Raw genomic sequence first — 18,875 nt, 5'->3', positions numbered from 1 at the left:
GACTATCGACGGCCGACGGCGGCCAGCGCCACGGCCCGGCTCGGGTCGGCCGCCAGCGGGTCGAGCCCGCCGTGCGCCTCGTCCGGCCGCCAGGACGGCAGGTAGACCAGCCCCGGCTCGACCAGGTCGTAGCCGGCGAGCAGGCCGGCGATCGTGGCCCGGGATCGCGGGGTGACCCCGGTCGGCGTCGACTCGTACACCTTGCCCGCGCCGTGCACCTGCTCGGCCCGCTCGTCGGCGGTCACGTGGGACACCGCCAGGTAGCTGCCGGGCACCGTCGCCGCCCGGAAGGCCCCGATGATCCCGGCCGGGTCGTCCCCGTCGGCGACGAAGTGCAGCACGGTGACCATCAGCACCGCGACCGGCCGAGAGAGGTCGAGCAACCTCGTGACCTCGCTCGATCCGAGGATGGAGGCCGGCTCACGGATGTCCGCCTGCAGCACCGCGGCCAGCGGGTTGTCGGCGAGCAGCATCCGTGAGTGGACGACGGCCACCGGGTCGATGTCCACGTAGACGACCCGCGCCTGCGGGTTGACCCCCTGGGCGACCTCGTGCACGTTGCCGACGGTCGGCACGCCCGAGCCGAGGTCGAGGAACTGGGTGATCCCCGCCTCGGCGGCGAGGAAGCGGACCGCCCGGTGCAGGAACAGCCGGTTCGACCGCGCCACCAGCGGCCCGTCCGGGAACGCCGCGATCACCGCCTGGGTGGCCTCGCGGTCCGCGGCGAAGTTGTGCGAGCCACCGAGCGCGTAGTCGTACATCCGCGCGGCGCTCGGCCGATCGACGTCGACACCCGCGGCCCACCCGGGCATTTCATCCATCATCCACTCATCCCCTGCGCGGTCCGATCGACGACCTACCGTGAGTGGATTGTCCACCCCCGCAACCTTCGTCACCGCACGGGGTACCCATGACTACGCAGAACGGACGCCCCGCGTCCGGATCGCCCGGCCCGTCACCCCACCCACAGGTGCACTCACCTGCGCCGGACCGAGCGGGAGCCCGTCAGGGCCTGTCTTTACTTGTGAAGCGTCAGGGGTTGGTGTGTGGGCGCTCCGTGGTGGCCCGTTCCTGTCGCGCAGGACGGTGATCGCGGTGAGGCCACCGCGGCCGCATTGCGGTGCGTTCTGCACGGCCTGGGCCCGCAGACCGTACATTCCGTACAGCACTGCGCCCCGTCTCCGACCTGGATGATCTTCGCGCCTGTGGAACCCTGCCCCACGGCACGACCTGCCACCGCGAGAGCCTGGCCCGGTCCCGACGGTTCCGCGGAACCGCGCCAGCGCCGTCGGTGGCCAGCCCGACGTCACCGACGACCCTGACGCCCACGATGTGCGCACTCGTTCCGAGCATCGAGGGTTCGGCTTCGGTCAGCCGGACGTCGCGGAAGCCGGCGAGGTCGAGCTCCACGCGCAGCTCGTCGGGACGGTGGAAGTACGCCCAGAATCCGCCATCGAACCTGCGGGCCGGGTCCTGGCTGAGGCCGGTGCTGAGGTGGCGGTCGAAGTCGGACCAGGCTTCACCACTTCCCAGCAGGCGCTCAATGGTCATTTCTCAAGGAGTTCGATACGCCAGGCGACGACGCGTTCGCGTAGATCAGCGACGTAGGTGGGGGTCACCCCGTAGGGGGCGAAGTCGTCGGCATCGTCGAGCCGGGCGATCTGCCCGAGCATGGCGGCGAAATGGCCGCGGTCGAAGCCCGGATCCGCCTGTTGGGCGATCCCGCAGAGCCGGTTGAGGGTGTAGCGACCGCCGCTGATCGCGGCATCGATGTCGAGGAAGTCGCGGGCAGCTGCGCGGTTGCGCAACGCGTCGACCTTGCCCGCCATAACGTCATCCGGATGCAGCACTGGAGCGATCTCCATCTGGACTGGGGGCTGGATCCGCCAGTTGGCGACCAGTTCCACCCGGTGGACCTCGTCAGGCTTGCTCGGGTCGGTCACGTGGAGCCGCGCGATCAGCTCGGTCCGGAGTTCGGTCGCGACCTCGAGACCGTCTGCCCGCTAGGCCACGATGACCGCGTCGACGGCGGCTGGGAAGTCCGCGCGTCGGTCCCAGCCAGCGGGACAGATCCGCAGTCCTGGACGCCTCCCGGAGCACCGTCTCGTACATCCGTGCGAGACGGCCGGGGTTCGTCAGGTCGTACCGAGCTGAGCCCGACCAGTCCAGCCACCGGTCCAGAACCACCACTCCCGATGTCGGACCCTCCAGTTCGTCCAAAGAGTTCGCGACCGCGTAGGGACGCACGTCGTCGTACCGCGAGCCCGGGGGCGGCCCGCCGGATGGCATACCACTCATCCTCGACGACAACCTCCCAGACAGGTCCTCGCGTCGAAGAGTGCTCTTCCCCTCTCCACAGTAGACCAGGCCCAGGCTTACCCTCATCGGCGCCGCCGGGTAGATCACCGCGTGGTACGAGAGGGGCCCTTCGCATCCCATCCAGTCGCGCGATGAGGTTGTTGCCCCCACGGACTCGGAGGAGGCTCGAGCGGCCTGCCAGGGTCGACCTCGCTCCGCTGGTTGACCGACGTGAGGGAACGCCTGGTCAGGCTTGATAGGTCAGCTGGGATTGACGTCGACCAGAAGAACGTCATAACCCTGCTCGGCAAGGTGCGCGGCGTGCGTTCCCGGCCCGCCGCCGACATCGACGAGACTGCCGCGCCCAGGCAGGAACCGGGCGAAGATATCCCAGGTCCGAAGCCGGACGAGGTCACCGATGCCCGGCTTCCACAGCCGCGGTCCTCGTCGGCCACCTCGTACCGGGCCACCACGCGACCATCAATCTGCACCCGGCAGAGTTCAGGAAGACCCGCGCTGTCCTTCGATTCCTTTTGTCGTCGCCCGCATCAGGTCGTGGGGACCATGACGACGCGGCCGGAGATCTCGCCCGCGCGCAGGCGGTCATAGGCGGCCGGCATGTCGGCCAGCGGGACGGTCTCGACGTGGGCGCGGATCAGACCGGCGCGGGCGAGGTCGAGGACCTCGAACAGTTCGCCGCGGGTGCCCCAGTACGGCAGCGAGACGTCAACGTCGAACGGCACCGTCCCGAACCGGAACGGCAGAGCCCCGCCGGCCAGGCCCACGACGGTGACCCGTCCCTCGGCCCCGACGGCAGCCGCGGCGGTGGCCATCGTCGCGTCGCTGCCGACCATGTCGAACACGGCCTGCGCGCCCAGGCCGCCGGCGGTCTGCGCCCGGATCGCGGCGGCCGCGTCCTCGCCCGCCGGCACCGCCGCGTGCGCGCCGAGCTCCAGCGCCTGGACGAGCTTGCCCGGGGCGACGTCGACGGCCACGACGCGGGCCGGGGTGATCGCCCGAAGGATCTGGATGCCAAGGTGGCCGAGGCCGCCGGCCCCGATCACCACCGCGGTCGAGCCCGGCCCGAGCAGCGGCAGGGCCTTGCGGATCGCGTGATACGGGGTGAGCCCGGCGTCGGTGAGCGGCGCGGCGGCCACCGGGTCGAGGTCGCCGAGCGGGACGAGGTGGCGCACGTCGTCGACGAGCAGGTACTCGGCCATACCGCCGTCCCCACCGAGGCCCGGGCCACCCATCCCGTGGGTGACCTCGCAGTACTGTTCGGCGCCGCGGGCACACGCTCGGCAGTGCCCGCAGCCCCAGGGCCCGTAGACGGCGCAGGCGTCACCCACCCGTACCGCGCTGACCCCGGGGCCCACGGCGTCGACCCAGCCGGCGGACTCGTGGCCGAGGGTGAACGGCAGGCGCAGGCCCTGCCCGACCATCTGCTCCGCCGGCCATTCCATCAGGTGCAGGTCACTGTGGCAGGCGCCGGCGGCGGCCACCCGCAGCCGCACCTGGCCTGGCCCCGGAACGGGGTCGGGCAGCTCGACGAGTTCGGGCGCCGACTGGTACTTGGTGATCTGAAGCGCGCGCATGATCTCTCCCCCTCGTCGTAGCCCGTGCTCCTGCGCGGACCAGGCCCATCCTCGTTCCCCGCCGCCTGGCGGATCACCGCGGGTCGATCGCGGGTCGGTGGCCCACCGTCACCAGCCCCGCGACCACCGTCACCGGCCAACCGGCCAGCCGCGGCCGACGACCGCGGCCATCAGACCGGCGCCACCGGGCCGGTGCTGCTGCGCCGGTGTTCCACCTCGGCGTCCGGACCCGGGTAGACGAAGGTGGCATGACCGCCGTCGCCCCATCGGACCAGGTAGGGCGGGTCGCCGGCGGGCGAGTGGACCTCCAGGATCTCCCCGCCGCACGGCGGCCGGTCGGGGTTCGGCGGCGCCACGACCAGCCGATCGCCGACGGATGCTCGCCAGCGGCCGAGCCGGGGCTCGGGTAGCCAGGTGACGGTCTTCGGGCCGGGCAGCCCGCCCTCGTGCGAGGAACGCGGGGTCTCGGCGGCCACCGCCGCGGCGAGATCGGCCAGCCCCGGCAGGTCGGCGAGCTCGGCGGTGGACCCCCGGCCGGCCGGGGCGGCTGCCGCGGCCGCGTCCGCCCCGGAGCCACCGGTGGCCCGACCGGCCGGCACCGCGGCCGACGCCGGGGCCGCGACGACGTCGTCGAGCGCGATCAGGCCGACCACCCGGCCGTTGTCGGTGAGCGGCAGCCGCCGGACGGTGTGCTCGCGGAACATGCGGACCACGTCGGCGGGGTCGGCGTCCACGTCCAGGGTGACGACGCCGCGGGTCATCACGGCTTCGACCCGGCCGTCGAAGGGGATGCGCCGCCGCAGCGACCGCAGCGCCAGGTCCCGATCGGTGACGATCCCGACGAGGTCNTCGCCGTCCATGACCAGCAGTGATCCCACTCCCTGCACGTCCATCCACCGGGCCGCCTCGACGATGGTCATCTCGCGGGGCACCGTGACGGGCTTGTGACGGGGAAACCGCACACCGGCCATTGCTCCTCCTCCGCCCTGCGCGCCTATGCGCAGTCGTGTTCGGCTGTTGGCGGTTTCCAGCCTCCGGCATGAACAANGCCCAGGTCAGTGCCGTTCGACCCGAACCGGGACGCCGGAGGTCACCACGACCGAGGCCGACCCGACCGGATACGGACGGACGACGTCGGAAACGAGGGAGCGGATGTGGTCCAGCACGGTGTCGAGGGCGATCCGCAGCGGCGCCACCTCGCGGCGGGTCTGGGCGAGCAGCAGGCCACCCTGCACCGCGGCGAGCAGGGTGAGGGCGAGGCGCTCCGGGTCCGCCTCGCTGCGCAGCTCGCCCCGGGCATGCATGGCCGCCAGTCCCTCGCGGATGGCCGCCTCCCAGCGGGCGAACGCCGCCGCCAGGGCCTCGCGGGCGACCGGATCCACATCGGCGAGCTCGCTGGCGAGCGACCCCAGCGGGCAGCCGCCGCGCAGGTGCCGACCGAGGTGGAAGTCGACGAGCGTGTCCGCCCAGGCCGCCAGCCCCGCCAGGCTGTCCAGCCGGCTGAACAGGGGCTGCTGGAAGGCCAGCACGGCCTCGGTCTGGTAGGCGACCACGGCGCGGACCAGCGCGTTCTTGTCCGCGAAGTAGTGATAGAGCTGCGAGCTGCTCACCGAGGCGGCGACGCGGACATCCTCGGTGCTGGTGCCGGCGACGCCCTGCGCGTACATCAGCCCGGCGGCGGCCTCGACGATCCGCGCCCGGGTGGCCTGGCCCTTGCGGGTGATCCGGCGACCGTCCTGGCCGCCGGCGCCGCCGGGGACGGGTGGGCTCATCGACGAACCCTACCTCTTTGGAGCCGTCACTCCAGAATCCAGCGGCAGCGCGGGCCAGTTCGGTTCCGCGTCCCGGTGCACCCGCGGGCCGGCGCCGGCGAGCCGGTGGCGCAGGCCGGTCACGGCGAGGACGACGGCGGCGGCCACCGCGTAGGAGGCCACCCGCAGGGTCCAGGCATCGCCGGGTAGATCGGTGAACAGGGAGACATAGACGGGATGGGCGGCGGCCGCCACGGCGAGCCACTCCAGCCGCCCGGCGACGACGGCGAGCGCCGCCAGCAGCACGCCGTACCAGGGCTGCACCGGCGTGGCGACGAGGAACGCCGCGCCCACCAGCCACAGCGCCGCCCGTTCGGGGGGTACCCGGCCGGGGTCGGTCCGCCACACGGCCACCGTCACCGCCGCGAGCACCGCCACCGCGACCGCCTTCGCCGCCGACCCGCCGAGGTGCAGCACGCCGGCGAGCAGCAGGAACCGCGCGCCCTGGCCGTAACCCTCGACGTCGAGGTACTGCGGGAGGAAGCCGAGCACGCCGGTGCCGACGGCGAGCAGGTGCGGCAGGTACGCCAGCCCGACGACCCCGGCCGCGGCACCGACCAGCGCCGCCGGGCGACGCCGGGCGGCGGCCGGCAGCAGCAGCGCCGGGTACAGCTTCACCGCCACCGCGGCGCCGAGCAGCGCCCCGGCCGCCGCCGCCCGCCGCCGTGACGGCGACGCCGGCTGCGACGGGGTCGGCTGCGGCGGGGTCGGCTGCGGCGGGGTCGGCTGCGGCGGGGTCGACGGTGCCGCCGACGGGCGGACGGAGCGGCGGGTGAGCACGGCGAGGCCGGCCATCGCGAGCAGGGCCCCGAGGACGTCGACGTGCGCGTCCGAGCCGACCTCCAGGCCGGCGAGAGGCGACAGCGCGTAGAACGCCGCGTACCGGGGGTCCCGCCCGCGGGTGGTGAGCATCCGCATCAGCAGGCCGGTCAGCGCCAGCGACAGCAGCGAGCCGTAGAGCTGGAGCTTGTGCTCCCGCGGCGGGCCGGGCAGGTAGTGCACGGCGGTGAAGTACGCCTGCGCCACCGGCGGGTAGATGGTGTGCGCCCGCGGGTAGTTGAGGCGGATGCAGTGCGGGCCCCGCTCGATCGCCGCGCAGCCGGCGGCATCGGGGAACAGCCACTGGTCGCGCAGCCCGGCCAGGTGCGGGTCCAGCGGGCCGTAACGGTAGGGGTCGATGCCGGCGGCCTGCACCCGGCCGTCCCAGGCGTAGCGGTACAGGTCGTCGGAGAGCTGGGGCGGTCCGGTCGCCGCGACCGCGTGCACGGCGAGGATCCCGGCCAGCAGCATGCCGGCGGCGGCCCGCCGGTTCGCCGACCGCACCAGTGACGCGGCCGTCGCGACCCCGAGGACCCACCACACCAGCACCCCGGGCAACACGCCGGCCCGGCCGGGCAGGTAGCCGGGGGCCGCGCGGACGGCGAGCTGCGTGGCGAGCACCCCCGCCAGCCCGATGCCCGCACCGATCAGGGCGCGGTCCGGACGGCTGCGCGGCACGGCGGCGGCTGACGGCATGCGCCAAGCCTCGCAGGACAGCGGCGGGACGCCCGGGTATCGAGGCCCGACTTCCTCGTTCCGTAAGGCGACGATCAGGCCGGATTCCGGTTGCGGCGGCCTACGTTTCCTCTCGTGCAACGGTTTCCCCGCGTGTTCACCGGCCGGCTGACCAAGGGGGCCCGCCTGCTTTCCGCAAGACTGCCTGAACCACCGGCGGCGGCGCGCCGCGGTCCGCTGCGGGCTGGGGCTTTCCCGAGCACGCTGCATGATCCGCGAGTGGCGTCGCTGCTGGGCATCGCGCTCGGGATCGCCTTCGGAACCTGTTTCCTGACCGGGCTCGTGTCACATTTCATGCAACACCCGCCGGACTGGCTGCAATGGCCCTCCCGGCCGGTCTGGCTGTACCGGGTCACGCAGGGTCTGCACGTCACGACCGGTCTGGCCAGCCTCCCCCTGCTGCTGGTGAAGCTGTGGACGGTGTATCCGCGGCTGTGGGGATGGCCGCCGCTGCGATCCGTCGGGCATGCCCTTGAACGGCTCACGATCGTGCCGCTGATCGCCGGTNCCCTCTTCCAGCTCGCGACCGGAATCGCGAACATCGCACAGTGGTACCGGTTCCGTTTCTTCTTCACCGTGACCCATTACTGGATCGCCTGGATCACCATCGGCGCCCTGGTCGTGCATATAGCCGCGAAACTGACCGTCGTGCGCGCGAACGTGGGCCGAAATCGATACGAAGACCTTTCCCGCACAGACCCGCAGGACGCCGGCCCGCCGACCGGCGGGCTCACCCGCCGCGGGCTGGCGGTGGCGACCGGCACCGCGGCCGCCGTCATCGTCGTGACGACGGCCGGCCAGTCGGTTCCGGCGCTGGCACCGCTCGACCTGCTCGCGCCCCGCCGGCCCGACCTCGGCCCGCAGGGGCTCCCGGTGAACCGGACCGCGCGGGCCGCCCGGGTCGCCGCCGCGGCCCGCGATCCGGAGTACCGGCTGGAGGTCATCGGCGCCCGGCGGGTCGTCTACCGCCTCGCCGAGGTGCACGCGCTGCCCCGCCACACCGTGCGGCTGCCGATCACCTGTGTCGAGGGCTGGTCGGCGGACGCTACCTGGCACGGTCCCCGGCTGCGCGACCTGCTCGACGCGGCGCTCATCCCCGCCGACGCCACCGTCCGGGTCGAGTCGCTGGAGGCGCGCGGCGGCTACCGGGCCAGCGAGGTGCGCCCCGCCCATGCCCGGGATCCACTGACCCTGCTGGCCACCGGTCTCGACGGTGCCGATCTCGACCTCGACCACGGCTACCCGGTCCGGCTCATCGCACCCGACCGGCCCGGCGTCCTGCAGACGAAGTGGGTGCACCGGGTGGTGATGCTGTGACGAACGGCGGTGTGGGCAGGAGCGGGCCGAGCGTCGGCGGGCTCGCCCTACGGGTAGTGCTGGCGGCGGCGGGGCTCGCGGCCCTGGGCTACGGCGTCGACGGCCTGCTGTCGATGTCCCGGGCGACGCGCCCGACGAACGCCGGCGCCTGGCTGATCGGCGGGATCGTCGTCCACGACGCGCTGCTGGTGCCAGCGACGATGATCGTGGGCTTCGCGCTCAGCCGCCTCGTCCCGGCGCCCTACCGTGCCGTCGTGCAGGGCGCGCTTCTCGTCAGCGGGTCGGTGGCGCTGGCGTCGCTACCGCTGTGGCGCGGCTACGGCGGGTCCGCGGACAACCCCTCGGTGAACCCGCTGGCCTACGGCCGCAACCTCGCCATCGTCCTCGGCGCGGTCTGGGCCGGCGCCGCGCTCATCATGGCAGGCCGGGCGGTGGCGGCGCGGCGCGGGCGTCCGGGCGCCGGTCGCGGCCCAGGGCGGCAAAGTGGCGGCCGGCGCTTTGCCAGGACCCGGCGACGAGCAGGCCGGCGGCCGGCGCGAGAACAGCCAGCTCGTTCAGGCTGACCAGACACCAGGCGAACGGCTTGGAGATGCGGCCGGTGGCGTCCTCCAGCCGGAGCCGGACGGGCCCGGTCGGAGTCCCCGGCGGCTCGACCTCGACGAGCACCTGGCCGGTCGGGGCGAGCAACTGCCCGGCGCGGCGCAGCAGGCGCACCGGATCCCCGCCGATGCCGATGTTTCCGTCGGCCAGCAGCAGCGCGACCCAGCGACCCTCGGCCGGCAGCCGGCCGAACACGTCACGCCGCAGCGCGACGGCCCCGGCCTGCCGGCTCAGCCGCACGGCGAGCGGCGCGACGTCGATGCCGAGCGCCGGCACCCCGCGGGCGGCGAGCGCCGCAGCCAGCCGCCCGGGCCCGCAGCCCACGTCGAGGGTCGGCCCCGCGCAGTGCCACAGCAGAGACAGATCCCCGGCCGCCAGCGCCCCACCACCAGCGGCGCCGGCGTCGGCACCCGCACCGGCAGCACCCTCGACAGTGACACCGCTCAGGGCGGCCGCTGCCTCGGGCTCGGAATGCGGCGGGGAGGTTCCCCGCCACCGGTGCACCGGCAGCGGGATGCGCCGCCCGTCCGGATGGTGCGCCCACAGGCGGCCGGCGGTGGAGCGCAGTCCCGCCTCGTAGATGTCAGTCGGTTCCCATCCGTCGCCCGCCGCCGCGATCGCCTGTCCCGCGGTCGCCTGTCCCGCGGTCACCGCGTCGCGGCAGCGGTCGCGGACGCACCGGGCGCGCGCCGAGCGTCCAGGCCGGCGCGGGTGTCCGCCGCGCGCCACGCTGCGGCGAACCGGCCGCCGGGGACGAGCCGGGCGACCGCCGTCGCGTCGGCCGCGGTGTCGACGTCCCGCAGCGTCGGCAGCACCGTCACGTCGAGTCCGGCGGCGCCGAGTCGGGCACGCTGGCGGGCGCCGGTGTCGGGGCGGGACGTGGGCACGCCGCGCAGAAGGTCGCCGTCGGGTCGGGCGAGGCCCAGGGCCCACCAGCCGCCGTCGGTCGCGGGGCCGAACACCGCGTCGGCCGAACGCAGTGCCTGGCAGGAGGCGGCCAGCAGGTCGGCGGTGAGCTGCGGCGTGTCCATGCCGATGAGCAGCGCCGGACCGGTCTCGGCAGCGAAGGCGGCGGCCAGGCGGGCATCGAACGGGCCGGCCGTCTGGGCCGCCACCGCCAGCCCGCCGAAGCCGCCGGCCGTGGCCAGCCACGGGCCGGCGGCGCCATCGAGGACGAGCACGGGACGCAGGTCGGCGAATCCGGGCCGGGCGGTGAGGGCCGCGACGGCGGCGAGGGTGTCGGCGAGCGCCGCCGCCGCGACGGCCGCGGCCTGCTCCGGGCGCAGCGGCGGGGTGAGCCGGGTCTTCACCCGGCCGGGCACCGGCTCCTTCGCCATCACGAGCAGCCTCACGGCAGGCGCGCCAGCAGCGTCGACATGTCCCGGACGGCGCGGGCGGCACCGAGCGGCGTCCCGGTGACCTTGGACCGGCCGATCCGGGGGGTGTAGGCGACGTCCGTCTCGGCGATGCGCCAGCCCGCCTGGGCGGCGCGCAGCAGCAGCTCCAGCGGGTAGCCGAAGCGGCGGTCCGCGATCGACAGGGCGAGCAGGTCGGCGCGCCGGGCGGCCCGCATCGGCCCCAGGTCGCGCACCGGCACGCCGCGTCGGCGCAGGCGGCGGGCGACGGCGGCATTGCCGAGCCGGGCGGGCGGCGGCCAGGCCCGCAGCGAGGTCGGGCGGCGCCGGCCGAGGACCAGGTCGGCGCGGCCGACGGTGGGGTCGACCAGGTCGGTGGCGAGCAGGGCCACGAGGTCGGGCAGCCGCGCCGGGTCGAGCGAGGCGTCGGCGTCGCACACGCAGACGACGTCGGCGTCCGCGGCCAGCAGGCCCGCGTGCACGGCCGCCCCGTAGCCGCGCTCGGGCACGGCGACGACCGTCGCGCCCCGGCCACGGGCAACCTCGGCGGATCCGTCGCGCGACCCGTTGTCGGCCACGATCGCCCGGTAGCCCGCCGGGATCCGGTCGAGCACCCAGGGCAGCGCCCCGGCCTCGTCCAGGCAGGGCAGGACGACGTCCACCGGCGTCCGGCCGTCATCACTTTCCGTCAACATGATCGGGACTGTAGTGCCGGGCAACCATGATCGATCATTACGGAACGAGGACGGCCCTCGCCGAGTATCGGCCCGCTGACCTGGCTCGTCGGTGCGGCGGAGGCGGTCGGGCGCGCCGCCGACCGCGACCGGTCGGCCCCCGGGCGGGCACCCGGCGATCCCCGCCGTCCGCAGGACATTACGAAGCGGGGAACATCCGCGCCGGGCGGGGCGCAGGCGGGCCGGGGGTGCCTATCGTGGCCGTATGGCCCGCGTCCTCGTCGTCGACGACGACGCCCTCGTCGCCGAGGTCGTCGACCGCTACCTGCGCAACGCCGGTTTCGACGTCGACCGCGCCGCGGACGGTCCGGCCGCCCTGCGCGCCGCCGAGGCCCGCCCGCCCGACCTCGTCGTCCTCGACCTGATGCTGCCCGGTATCGACGGCCTCGAGGTTTTCCGCCGGCTCACGGCGCGCCAACCCGTTCCCGTCATCATGCTGACCGCGCGGGCCGACGAGGCGGACCGGATCACCGGCCTGGAGGTCGGTGCCGACGACTACGTGACGAAGCCGTTCTCCCCGCGGGAGCTGACCCTGCGGGTGCGGTCGGTGCTGCGGCGGGCGGCCGAGTCCGCCGCCGCCCCGGAGCCCGGCGTCCTGCGGGCCGGCCCCCTGGTCATCGACCCGGCGGCGCGGACCGCGACCCGCCACGGGGTGCCACTCGGCCTCACCGTGCGCGAGTTCGACCTGCTGGCCTTCCTGCTACGCCGGCCCGGCCACGCCTTCACCCGCGTCGAGCTGCTCGAGCAGGTGTGGGGCTGGAGCTACGGCGACCCGTCGACGGTGACCGTGCACATCCGCCGGCTACGGGAGAAGATCGAGGACGATCCGACCGCCCCCCGCCTGCTCGTCACCGTGTGGGGCGTCGGCTACCGCTACGACGCCCCACCGGCGGTGGCCGACGCGGAGACGTCGCCGGCGGTGGCCGACGCAGAGGCGTCGCCGGGCGACCCGCGGCAGGCGGGATGAGCGGCGGCGGGCCAGGGAGCGCGGGGATGCGATGATCGCCGAGTTGGAGGTCGCCGGGATCGCGCTGGGTTGCTCGACGGCCGGCGCCATCAGCGGCGTACCGCTGCTGCTCGCGCTGCGCCGCCGGCCGCTGTGGGCGATGGCCGCGGCACTGTGCGTATGGCCGATCGTCGCGGTCGTCGTGGGCGTCGCCGTCACGGCGCGGATGATGTTCCTTTCCGCGCACGACCTGCGACTGGTAATGATCATCGTCACGGTCTCGGCGACGGTCGCCTCCGCCTTCGCGCTGCGCGTCGGGCGTCCGGTCGTGGCCGGGACCGGTGCCCTCACCCGGGCGGCGGCGACCCTCGGCGACCCCGGCTACCGGGGCGCCGGGCGCGTCCCGACGACGGAGCTCGCCACGCTCGCCGCCACGCTGGACGCGACGAACACCCGGCTGGTCGAGTCATTCGCCCGCGAACGGGCCCTGGAGGCAAGCCGGCGGGAGCTGGTCGCGTGGATCAGCCACGATCTGCGGACCCCGCTGGCGGGGATCCGGGCGATGGCCGAGGCGTTCGAGGACGGCCTGATCACCGATGCCGAGACGACCGACCGCTACCACCGCCGGATGCTCACCGAGACCGAGCGACTCACCGGGATGGTCGACGACCTGTTCGAGCTGGCCCGGTTGCAGGCCGGGGCGCTGCGGCTGAGCCTGGCGAAGGTGCGCGTCGCGGACGTGGTGTCGGATGCGGTCGCGGCCGTCGATCCGATCGCGCGGGCGCGCGGCGTCGTCGTCCGCGGCGAGGCCGACGATCTCGGCTTCGTCGACGCCGATGCCGCCGAGGTCGGACGGGCCCTGACGAACCTTCTGGTCAACGCCATCCGGCACACCCCGGACGATGGGACGGTGGAGGTCACCGCCACCATGGCCGCGGATCAGGCGCTGTTCTCGGTGGCGGACCGCTGCGGCGGCATCCCGCCGCAGGACCTCCTCCGGGTGTTCGACCTGGGTTTCCGCGGGGAGCCCGCGCGGACCCCGGCCGGCGACGACGGCCCGGGGCAGCCGCGGACACGCTCGGGCATCGGCCTGGCGATCGTGCGTGGGATCATCGAGGCGCACGGCGGCGCCGTCAGCGTGCACAACCAGCCGGGAGGTTGCCGCTTCGTCGTGGCCCTCCCGACGTCCTGACGCCGGGGCGGGCGGCGCGCCACCGTCCGCGGTTCGTAAGATCCGGCGGCGCTCGGCGCGGATAGCGTCGGCGACATGCGGGTTCTTGTCACCGGCGGCGCCGGTTTCATCGGTTCCCATGTCGTGGACGCGCTGGTCGCGGCCGGCGACGAGGTCAGGATCCTCGACGCCCTGCTGCCGGCGGTGCACCGGAACGTCCCCGCGGTGAACGACCGCGCCGAACTCGTCGTCGGCGACGTCACCGACCGCGGCCAGGTCGAGGCCGCGCTCGACGGGGTCGACGTCGTGTGCCACCAGGCCGCCATGGTGGGCCTGGGGGTGGACCTCGACGACCTGCCGGCGTACGCCACGAACAACGATCTCGGCACGGCCGTGCTGCTCGCCGCGATGGCCCGCGTCGGGATCGGGCGCCTCGTGCTGGCCAGCTCCATGGTCGTCTACGGCGAGGGCGGCTACCGCTGCGCCGAGCACGGGGCGCTGCGCCCCGGCCCGCGGGTGCGCGCCGACCTGGACGCCGGGCGGTTCGAGCCACCCTGCCCGCGCTGCCACCGGCAGCTCGCGTCCATCCCCGTCCGCGAGGACGCCCCGATCGATCCCCGCAACGTCTACGCGGCGACCAAGGTGGCCCAGGAGCACCTGGCCGCCGCCTGGGCCGCCGCGACCGGGGGCACCGTCATGGCCCTGCGCTACCACAATGTGTACGGTCCGCGGATGCCGCGGGACACCCCGTACGCCGGGGTCGCGTCGATCTTCCGCAGCGCCCTGGCGGCCGGGCGCGCACCCCAGGTGTTCGAGGACGGCGGCCAACTGCGGGACTTCGTTCACGTCCACGACGTCGCGCGCGCCAACCTGCTGGCGGCACGCGNCCNGGACCTGCCCGGCCGGCTCACGCCCCTGAACGTCGGCTCGGGAGCACCGCACACCGTCGGGGACATGGCGGACGCGCTGGCCCACGCCGTCGGCGGACCGCCACCCGTCGTGACCGGTGGATACCGGATCGGTGACGTGCGGCACATCGTCGCCTCATCGGTCGGCGCCGCCGAGCTGCTCGGCTACCGGGCGCAGGTCGGCTTCGCCGCGGGGATGGCGGCGTTCGCCCGCGACCCGCTGCGCGGCTGAGATCCCCACCGCCACCCCGGCCGGAATCCCCGCCGTGGACGCGGTGAGCACCCGCACGTCGGCGATTTCCCACCGATCCCGGGCGACGCCCACGGCCGTAGGCGGCCCGACCGACCGCGCGCCGAGCCCGACCGACCGCGCGCCGAGCCCGATCGTCGCGACCGCGGCCCTCCCGGTCGGGTCTTCGGCCAGGCCGGCCCCGGCAGCGGCCCGGCGGCGATGCTGCATCGCTACGACGACCACCGCCGTACCGAGCATCGCGAACAGGATCCCGCCGAGCCAGACCGTCGGCACGCCGACCAGCCTCAGACCGCTGAGCGAGATCACGACGACGAGCGCGGGGCGGATGATCCGGCTCGTCGCCGGGCCGGCGGAGACCCGCGCCCCCAGGTAGACCCCGGGCAGGGAGCCGAGCAGCAGCGAACCGGTCAGGCCGAGCTGGAAGTCGCCGAACAGCAGGTGCCCCAGCGAGGCGGCGGCCACCAGGGGCACCGCCTGGGCGAGGTCGGTGCCGACGAGCTGAGAGGACCGGATGCGCGGGTAGAGACCGAGCAGCATCACGACGATGAGCGAGCCGGAACCCACCGAGGTCAGCCCGACGACCAGCCCGCCGATGGCGCCGATCAGGACGGTCGGCAGCGGGCGTGGCCGGATGCCGACCTCGCCCGCAGGCGCCGGCGGCCGGCCGCGGTCGACCAGGGACTTCGCGAGCATCCCCGCCGCCGCGAGGACGAGCAGCGCCCCCATGGTGACCTTGATCCGTTCCTGGACGGCGTCCCCGTCGCCGAGCGCCCGCAGGATGAGCACGCCGCAGAAGCCGGCCGGCACGGAGCCCAGGCACAGCCAGCCGACCAGGCGCCGGTGGACCGTGCCGCGGCGCAGGTGCACGGTGGCACCGACCGGCTTCATCACCGCCGAGGCGACCAGATCGCTGGACACGGCGGCGAGCGGCTGGACGCCGAACAGCAACACCAGCACCGGCGTCATCAGCGCGCCGCCGCCCATGCCGGTCATCCCGACGACGGTTCCGACGACGAACCCCGCGAGCGTGACCAGGGGATCGAGATCCATACACCGCCCACCTTCCCTATCCGCACGATAGGCATCGTGAGCAATTCCCGCGAGGGGGGACGACGGCTGCCAGCAGGCCGCCGACCTGCGCAGACCTGCACAGACCTGCGCCGACGGCGCGCGACCAGGCGCTCGGGGCGACGCGCTGGTCAGTCCACCGCGAGGCCGAGCGCGGTCGCGACGACGATGGCCTGCCAGGGATCGATGCGGGCGCCCCGCAGCGTGACGGCCAGTGGATCCAGCGCGGACAGGTCACTGCCGCGCAGGTCGGCGCCGGACAGGTCGGCCCCGTCCCACAACGCACCGGAGAGATCGTTGTCACGCAGCGTGGCGCCATCACAGCGCGAACCGGTCAGGTCGGCCTCCCGCATCCGGACCCCGACGAAGGACGTACGACTCAGTTTTGCCCGCGACAGACCAACAAAGGACCAATCCCCGCCGCTGACCTTCATGAGGTCGTGCGTGCATCCGTCGAACAGGCTGCCGGTGAACTTGCACGCGTCGAAGCTCGTGTCGAAGAAGGAGCACCGGACGAACACGCAGTTGATGAAAGCGGTATCTGAATAACCCGATGCGTTGAACCGGACCCCGCGGAAGGTGCACGAGTCCAGAACCGCGCCCGTGGTCGGCACCTCGGTCAGGTCGAGGTCGACGAAGGCGACGTGATCATGCGCCTGCCCCGACAGATCCCCGTCGACCTCGGCCAGGCTGCGGACGGTATGGTCGACTGCGGGCGCCGTCGGGCCGTATTTCCGAGCCGGCACGCGGCGCCTCCCCAGCGACCGGTAGTGGGACCGGCCGCACTCGTCGATCAAGGTCCGGGCTAAGCCTACCGCCCGCCGCCGGAAGTGTGTTCCACGCCACATAGTCCGTAGTCGATGTTTCGGACTCGGGGGTGACGATGAACACGATCCGGCAGCCGGTATACGGCGGAAAATAGTTAGTGGAGACCGACGTGCTATCGGGGATAAGGTCTCCGCGGCGCCAACGGGCACCGCTGGGAGTCAAGAGGTTGAGCGGAGAAGGATCGTGAGCACGGACAGCGCCCGCACAGGGCATGCCGACGAACCGGAACGGCTCGAGGGGCGGCAGAGCTCCCCGCACCGCGTAGTGATCATTGGCTCGGGCTTCGGGGGCCTGTTCACCGCGCAGGCTCTTCGCAAGGCGCCCGTCGAGATCACCCTCGTCGCAAAGACCACCCATCACCTGTTCCAGCCGCTGCTCTACCAGGTGGCGACCGGCATCCTGTCGGAGGGCGAGATCGCCCCGACCACCCGCGAGGTGCTCAGCCGCCAGGAGAACGCCCACGTCGTCCTGGGCGACGTGACCACCATCGACGTGCAGGCGAAGACCGTCACGTCGCAGTTGCTCGGCCGGACGACGGTCCACCCCTACGACAGCCTCGTCGTCGCTGCCGGCGCCGGGCAGTCGTACTTCGGCAACGACCAGTTCGCCACCCACGCCCCGGGCATGAAGAGCATCGACGACGCCCTCGAGCTGCGCGGCCGGATCTTCGGCATGTTCGAGCTCGCCGAGGGCTCGACCGACCCGGCCGACATCGAGCGGCTACTGACCTTTGTCGTCGTCGGCGCCGGCCCCACCGGCGTGGAGATGGCCGGCCAGATCGCCGAGCTGTCGCGACGCACGCTGCGGCGCGACTTCCGCAGCATCGACCCCACCAAGGCCCGGGTGATCCTGCTCGACGCCGCGCCCGCCGTGCTCCCGCCCTTCGGGGAGCGGCTCGGCGCGAAGGCCGCCGACAAGCTGGAGAAGATCGGCGTCGAGGTGCAGCTCGGCGCCAAGGTCATCGACGTCGACGCCACCGGCATCGAGGTCGAGGACAGCGACGGCACCCGCCGGCGGATCGACTCGGTCTGCAAGGTCTGGGCCGCCGGCGTCGCCGCAAGCCCGCTCGGCAAGCAGCTCGCCGAGCAGACCGGCGCCGGCATCGACCGCGCCGGCCGCGTCGAGGTGCTCCCCGACCTCACTCTCCCGGGCCACCCGGAGATCTACGTCATCGGCGACATGATGAGCCTCAACCGGCTGCCGGGTGTCGCCCAGGTCGCGATCCAGGGCGGCCGGCACGCGGCCAAGGAGATCCAGGCCTGGGTCGCCGGCAAGCAGACCGGACACCCGTTCAAGTACAACGACAAGGGCAGCATGGCCACCATCTCGCGGTTCAGCGCGGTGGCCAAGATCGGCAACATCCAGTTCAGCGGCTTCTTCGCCTGGCTGGTCTGGCTGGCCGTGCACCTCGTCTACATCATCGGCTTCAAGCACCGCCTGACCACCCTGCTGCACTGGACGGTGAGCTTCATCGGCCGGGGCCGGTCGGAGCGCACGGTCACCCAGCAGCAGATCTTCGCCCGCGCGGCGTTGGAGCGGCTCGGGGAGAACTTCGCCCCGTCGCTGCCGCCCCAGGCCGGCGAGGCACCGTCCTGGACGGGCGCGGCCCGCACCCAGGTACCGCCGCAGGGCACGGAGAGCCGGGAACCCACCCGGGTCTAGACCACGCCGTCGCACGGCACAGGCCGCGTAGGCCGCAGCCGCCCGCACCACCACACGACCGCCCGGTCGGGACGAGCTCCCGCCGGGCGGTCGTCGGCTGTGCCGCGAGGCGGATGTCCGTGCCGCGAGGCGGGATGCCGGCGCCGCGAGGCGGGATGTCAGCCGGCTGCGGCCGGGGCCGGGATCGCCTCGGCCGCCCGGACGAGCAGCTCCCGCAGAGTAACGAGCTCGGTGTCGCTGAACGCGGCGGCGAGCCGTTCCTCGACCGCGAGTGCCGCCGCGTCGGCGCGCCGGAACAGCGCATGGCCGACCCGGGTCAGGCGGGTGACGAGGACCTGCGCGTGGTCGTCGGACGGCTGCCGCTCGATCAGCCCCTTCGCCTCCAGAGCGGCCAGCACGACGGCCATCGTCTGCGGCGTGACGTGGCATTGCCGGGCGGCCCGCGCGCCGGAGATGCCCGGAGTGGCGGCGATCGCGACCATCGCCGCGTACTGCGGCACGGTGAGGCCGAACGGCCGCAGCACCCTGGTCTTCTCCGCGATCAGCACCTGTTCGGCCCGCTTGATCGCCAGGCCGAGCCGCTCGGCTCCCGCGTCGACCGGGCGGGATCTGGCTGCCACGGTCCTCACTGCGCCCGCTCGACTCGGCTGGGGTGGGCGACCCACGGATGGCCGGGAGGGCCACACTGATCCGAGGCTACCGCGGATCGGAGGACCCCTGACCGGCATCGTGCCCGGTGGCACCCCCAACGCCCTCGGCACTCCCAGCGCCCCAG

15 protein-coding genes and 5 pseudogenes are annotated in these 18,875 nt (G+C 73.9%); 8 read left to right on the top strand and 12 right to left on the bottom strand.

Annotation, left to right across the window (positions count from 1 at the left end):
- Window positions 1-2: 2 nt before the first annotated feature.
- The 7 genes and pseudogenes from UK82_RS08540 to UK82_RS08515 all read right to left on the bottom strand — a co-directional run bounded on the left by UK82_RS08540 (window position 3) and on the right by UK82_RS08515 (window position 7,219).
- Window positions 3-821 carry an SAM-dependent methyltransferase gene (locus UK82_RS08540; protein WP_044886800.1) on the bottom strand — a complete coding sequence of 273 codons (819 nt, stop codon included), beginning with the start codon at window positions 819-821 and terminating at the stop codon, window positions 3-5.
- Between the two features lie 726 nt (window positions 822-1,547).
- Window positions 1,548-1,907 (bottom strand): hypothetical protein, encoded by a 360-nt coding sequence (locus UK82_RS08535; protein WP_201784167.1) that lies wholly within the window; start codon window positions 1,905-1,907, stop codon window positions 1,548-1,550.
- Window positions 1,908-2,846: 939 nt separating this feature from the next.
- Window positions 2,847-3,893: an NAD(P)-dependent alcohol dehydrogenase gene (locus tag UK82_RS08530; RefSeq protein ID WP_044886799.1), complete on the bottom strand. Its 1,047-nt coding sequence runs from the start codon at window positions 3,891-3,893 to the stop codon at window positions 2,847-2,849.
- A 170-nt stretch (window positions 3,894-4,063) separates the two neighbouring features.
- Window positions 4,064-4,741: pseudogene (locus tag UK82_RS08525) on the bottom strand (DUF1918 domain-containing protein); the annotation flags it as partial.
- Between the two features lies 1 nt (window position 4,742).
- Window positions 4,743-4,864: pseudogene (locus UK82_RS41390) on the bottom strand (histidine kinase); the annotation flags it as partial.
- 84 nt (window positions 4,865-4,948) lie between these two features.
- Complete coding sequence (locus UK82_RS08520) at window positions 4,949-5,665, bottom strand: TetR/AcrR family transcriptional regulator (protein WP_055406821.1); 717 nt, start codon at window positions 5,663-5,665, stop codon at window positions 4,949-4,951.
- 9 nt (window positions 5,666-5,674) lie between these two features.
- A complete protein-coding gene (locus UK82_RS08515) occupies window positions 5,675-7,219 on the bottom strand; it encodes a glycosyltransferase 87 family protein (RefSeq protein WP_055406820.1) in 1,545 nt (514 codons plus the stop codon).
- 147 nt (window positions 7,220-7,366) lie between these two features.
- On the opposite strand from UK82_RS08515, the pseudogene UK82_RS42485 reads away from it, so the two are divergent.
- From UK82_RS42485 to UK82_RS31140, 3 genes and pseudogenes are all read left to right on the top strand, one after another.
- Window positions 7,367-7,765: pseudogene (locus UK82_RS42485) on the top strand (molybdopterin-binding protein); the annotation flags it as partial.
- 1 nt (window position 7,766) lies between these two features.
- The coding region (locus UK82_RS41990) for a molybdopterin-dependent oxidoreductase (RefSeq protein WP_396230492.1) at window positions 7,767-8,575 on the top strand (809 nt) is incomplete at its 5' end.
- A gap of 11 nt (window positions 8,576-8,586) precedes the next feature.
- Entirely contained in the window at window positions 8,587-9,138 is a 552-nt protein-coding gene (locus tag UK82_RS31140; RefSeq protein ID WP_236705659.1) for a hypothetical protein, read from the top strand.
- 684 nt (window positions 9,139-9,822) lie between these two features.
- On the opposite strand, the gene UK82_RS08500 is transcribed toward UK82_RS31140, so the two are convergent.
- Both UK82_RS08500 and UK82_RS08495 read right to left on the bottom strand, forming a co-directional pair.
- Entirely contained in the window at window positions 9,823-10,512 is a 690-nt protein-coding gene (locus UK82_RS08500) for a DUF2064 domain-containing protein (RefSeq protein ID WP_044886825.1), read from the bottom strand.
- Between the two features lie 11 nt (window positions 10,513-10,523).
- Window positions 10,524-11,225: a glycosyltransferase family 2 protein gene (locus tag UK82_RS08495; protein WP_055406819.1), complete on the bottom strand. Its 702-nt coding sequence runs from the start codon at window positions 11,223-11,225 to the stop codon at window positions 10,524-10,526.
- 244 nt (window positions 11,226-11,469) lie between these two features.
- Between UK82_RS08495 and UK82_RS08490 the strand changes: the two genes are divergently transcribed.
- The 4 genes and pseudogenes from UK82_RS08490 to UK82_RS36610 form a co-directional block, all read left to right on the top strand.
- Entirely contained in the window at window positions 11,470-12,231 is a 762-nt protein-coding gene (locus UK82_RS08490) for a response regulator transcription factor (protein WP_055406818.1), read from the top strand.
- Between the two features lie 31 nt (window positions 12,232-12,262).
- Entirely contained in the window at window positions 12,263-13,402 is a 1,140-nt protein-coding gene (locus tag UK82_RS08485) for a sensor histidine kinase KdpD (RefSeq protein WP_044886793.1), read from the top strand.
- Between the two features lie 75 nt (window positions 13,403-13,477).
- Window positions 13,478-14,267: pseudogene (locus UK82_RS08480) on the top strand (SDR family NAD(P)-dependent oxidoreductase); the annotation flags it as partial.
- Window positions 14,268-14,271: 4 nt separating this feature from the next.
- Window positions 14,272-14,521 (top strand): annotated as a pseudogene (locus UK82_RS36610) (NAD-dependent dehydratase); the annotation flags it as partial.
- On the opposite strand, the gene UK82_RS08475 reads toward UK82_RS36610, so the two are convergent.
- Together UK82_RS08475 and UK82_RS08470 are read right to left on the bottom strand one after the other, a co-directional pair.
- Complete coding sequence (locus UK82_RS08475) at window positions 14,426-15,592, bottom strand: sulfite exporter TauE/SafE family protein (protein ID WP_044886791.1); 1,167 nt, start codon at window positions 15,590-15,592, stop codon at window positions 14,426-14,428. The pseudogene UK82_RS36610 and the gene UK82_RS08475 overlap by 96 nt on opposite strands.
- 149 nt (window positions 15,593-15,741) lie before the next feature.
- Window positions 15,742-16,356 carry a pentapeptide repeat-containing protein gene (locus UK82_RS08470; protein ID WP_044886790.1) on the bottom strand — a complete coding sequence of 205 codons (615 nt, stop codon included), beginning with the start codon at window positions 16,354-16,356 and terminating at the stop codon, window positions 15,742-15,744.
- A gap of 265 nt (window positions 16,357-16,621) precedes the next feature.
- Here UK82_RS08470 and UK82_RS08465 point away from each other — a divergent pair, with 265 nt between their 5' ends.
- The gene (locus tag UK82_RS08465; RefSeq protein WP_044886789.1) at window positions 16,622-18,100 is read left to right on the top strand and encodes an NAD(P)/FAD-dependent oxidoreductase; all 1,479 of its coding nucleotides are present in this window, start codon (window positions 16,622-16,624) and stop codon (window positions 18,098-18,100) included.
- Window positions 18,101-18,258: 158 nt separating this feature from the next.
- Here the strand turns inward: UK82_RS08465 and UK82_RS08460 are convergent, their stop codons facing one another.
- Entirely contained in the window at window positions 18,259-18,720 is a 462-nt protein-coding gene (locus UK82_RS08460; RefSeq protein WP_063897452.1) for a MarR family winged helix-turn-helix transcriptional regulator, read from the bottom strand.
- Between the last annotated feature and the right edge of the window lie 155 nt (window positions 18,721-18,875).

Origin of the sequence: Frankia sp. ACN1ag (assembly GCF_001414035.1) — a bacterium.
Classification (GTDB): Bacteria; Actinomycetota; Actinomycetes; order Frankiales; family Frankiaceae; genus Frankia; species Frankia torreyi.
This window is presented reverse-complemented; position numbering and strand designations above follow the sequence as displayed.

What these genes read in the sequence shown, in the direction of transcription:
- UK82_RS08540 (WP_044886800.1), bottom strand. Translation starts at nt 821, where the DNA reads ATGGATGAAATGCCCGGGTGGGCCGCGGGTGTCGACGTCGATCGGCCG.
- UK82_RS08530 (WP_044886799.1), bottom strand. Translation starts at nt 3,893, where the DNA reads ATGCGCGCGCTTCAGATCACCAAGTACCAGTCGGCGCCCGAACTCGTC.
- UK82_RS08520 (WP_055406821.1), bottom strand. Translation starts at nt 5,665, where the DNA reads ATGAGCCCACCCGTCCCCGGCGGCGCCGGCGGCCAGGACGGTCGCCGG.
- UK82_RS08515 (WP_055406820.1), bottom strand. Translation starts at nt 7,219, where the DNA reads ATGCCGTCAGCCGCCGCCGTGCCGCGCAGCCGTCCGGACCGCGCCCTG.
- UK82_RS08500 (WP_044886825.1), bottom strand. Translation starts at nt 10,512, where the DNA reads ATGGCGAAGGAGCCGGTGCCCGGCCGGGTGAAGACCCGGCTCACCCCG.
- UK82_RS08495 (WP_055406819.1), bottom strand. Translation starts at nt 11,225, where the DNA reads ATGTTGACGGAAAGTGATGACGGCCGGACGCCGGTGGACGTCGTCCTG.
- UK82_RS08490 (WP_055406818.1), top strand. Translation starts at nt 11,470, where the DNA reads ATGGCCCGCGTCCTCGTCGTCGACGACGACGCCCTCGTCGCCGAGGTC.
- UK82_RS08485 (WP_044886793.1), top strand. Translation starts at nt 12,263, where the DNA reads ATGATCGCCGAGTTGGAGGTCGCCGGGATCGCGCTGGGTTGCTCGACG.
- UK82_RS08475 (WP_044886791.1), bottom strand. Translation starts at nt 15,592, where the DNA reads ATGGATCTCGATCCCCTGGTCACGCTCGCGGGGTTCGTCGTCGGAACC.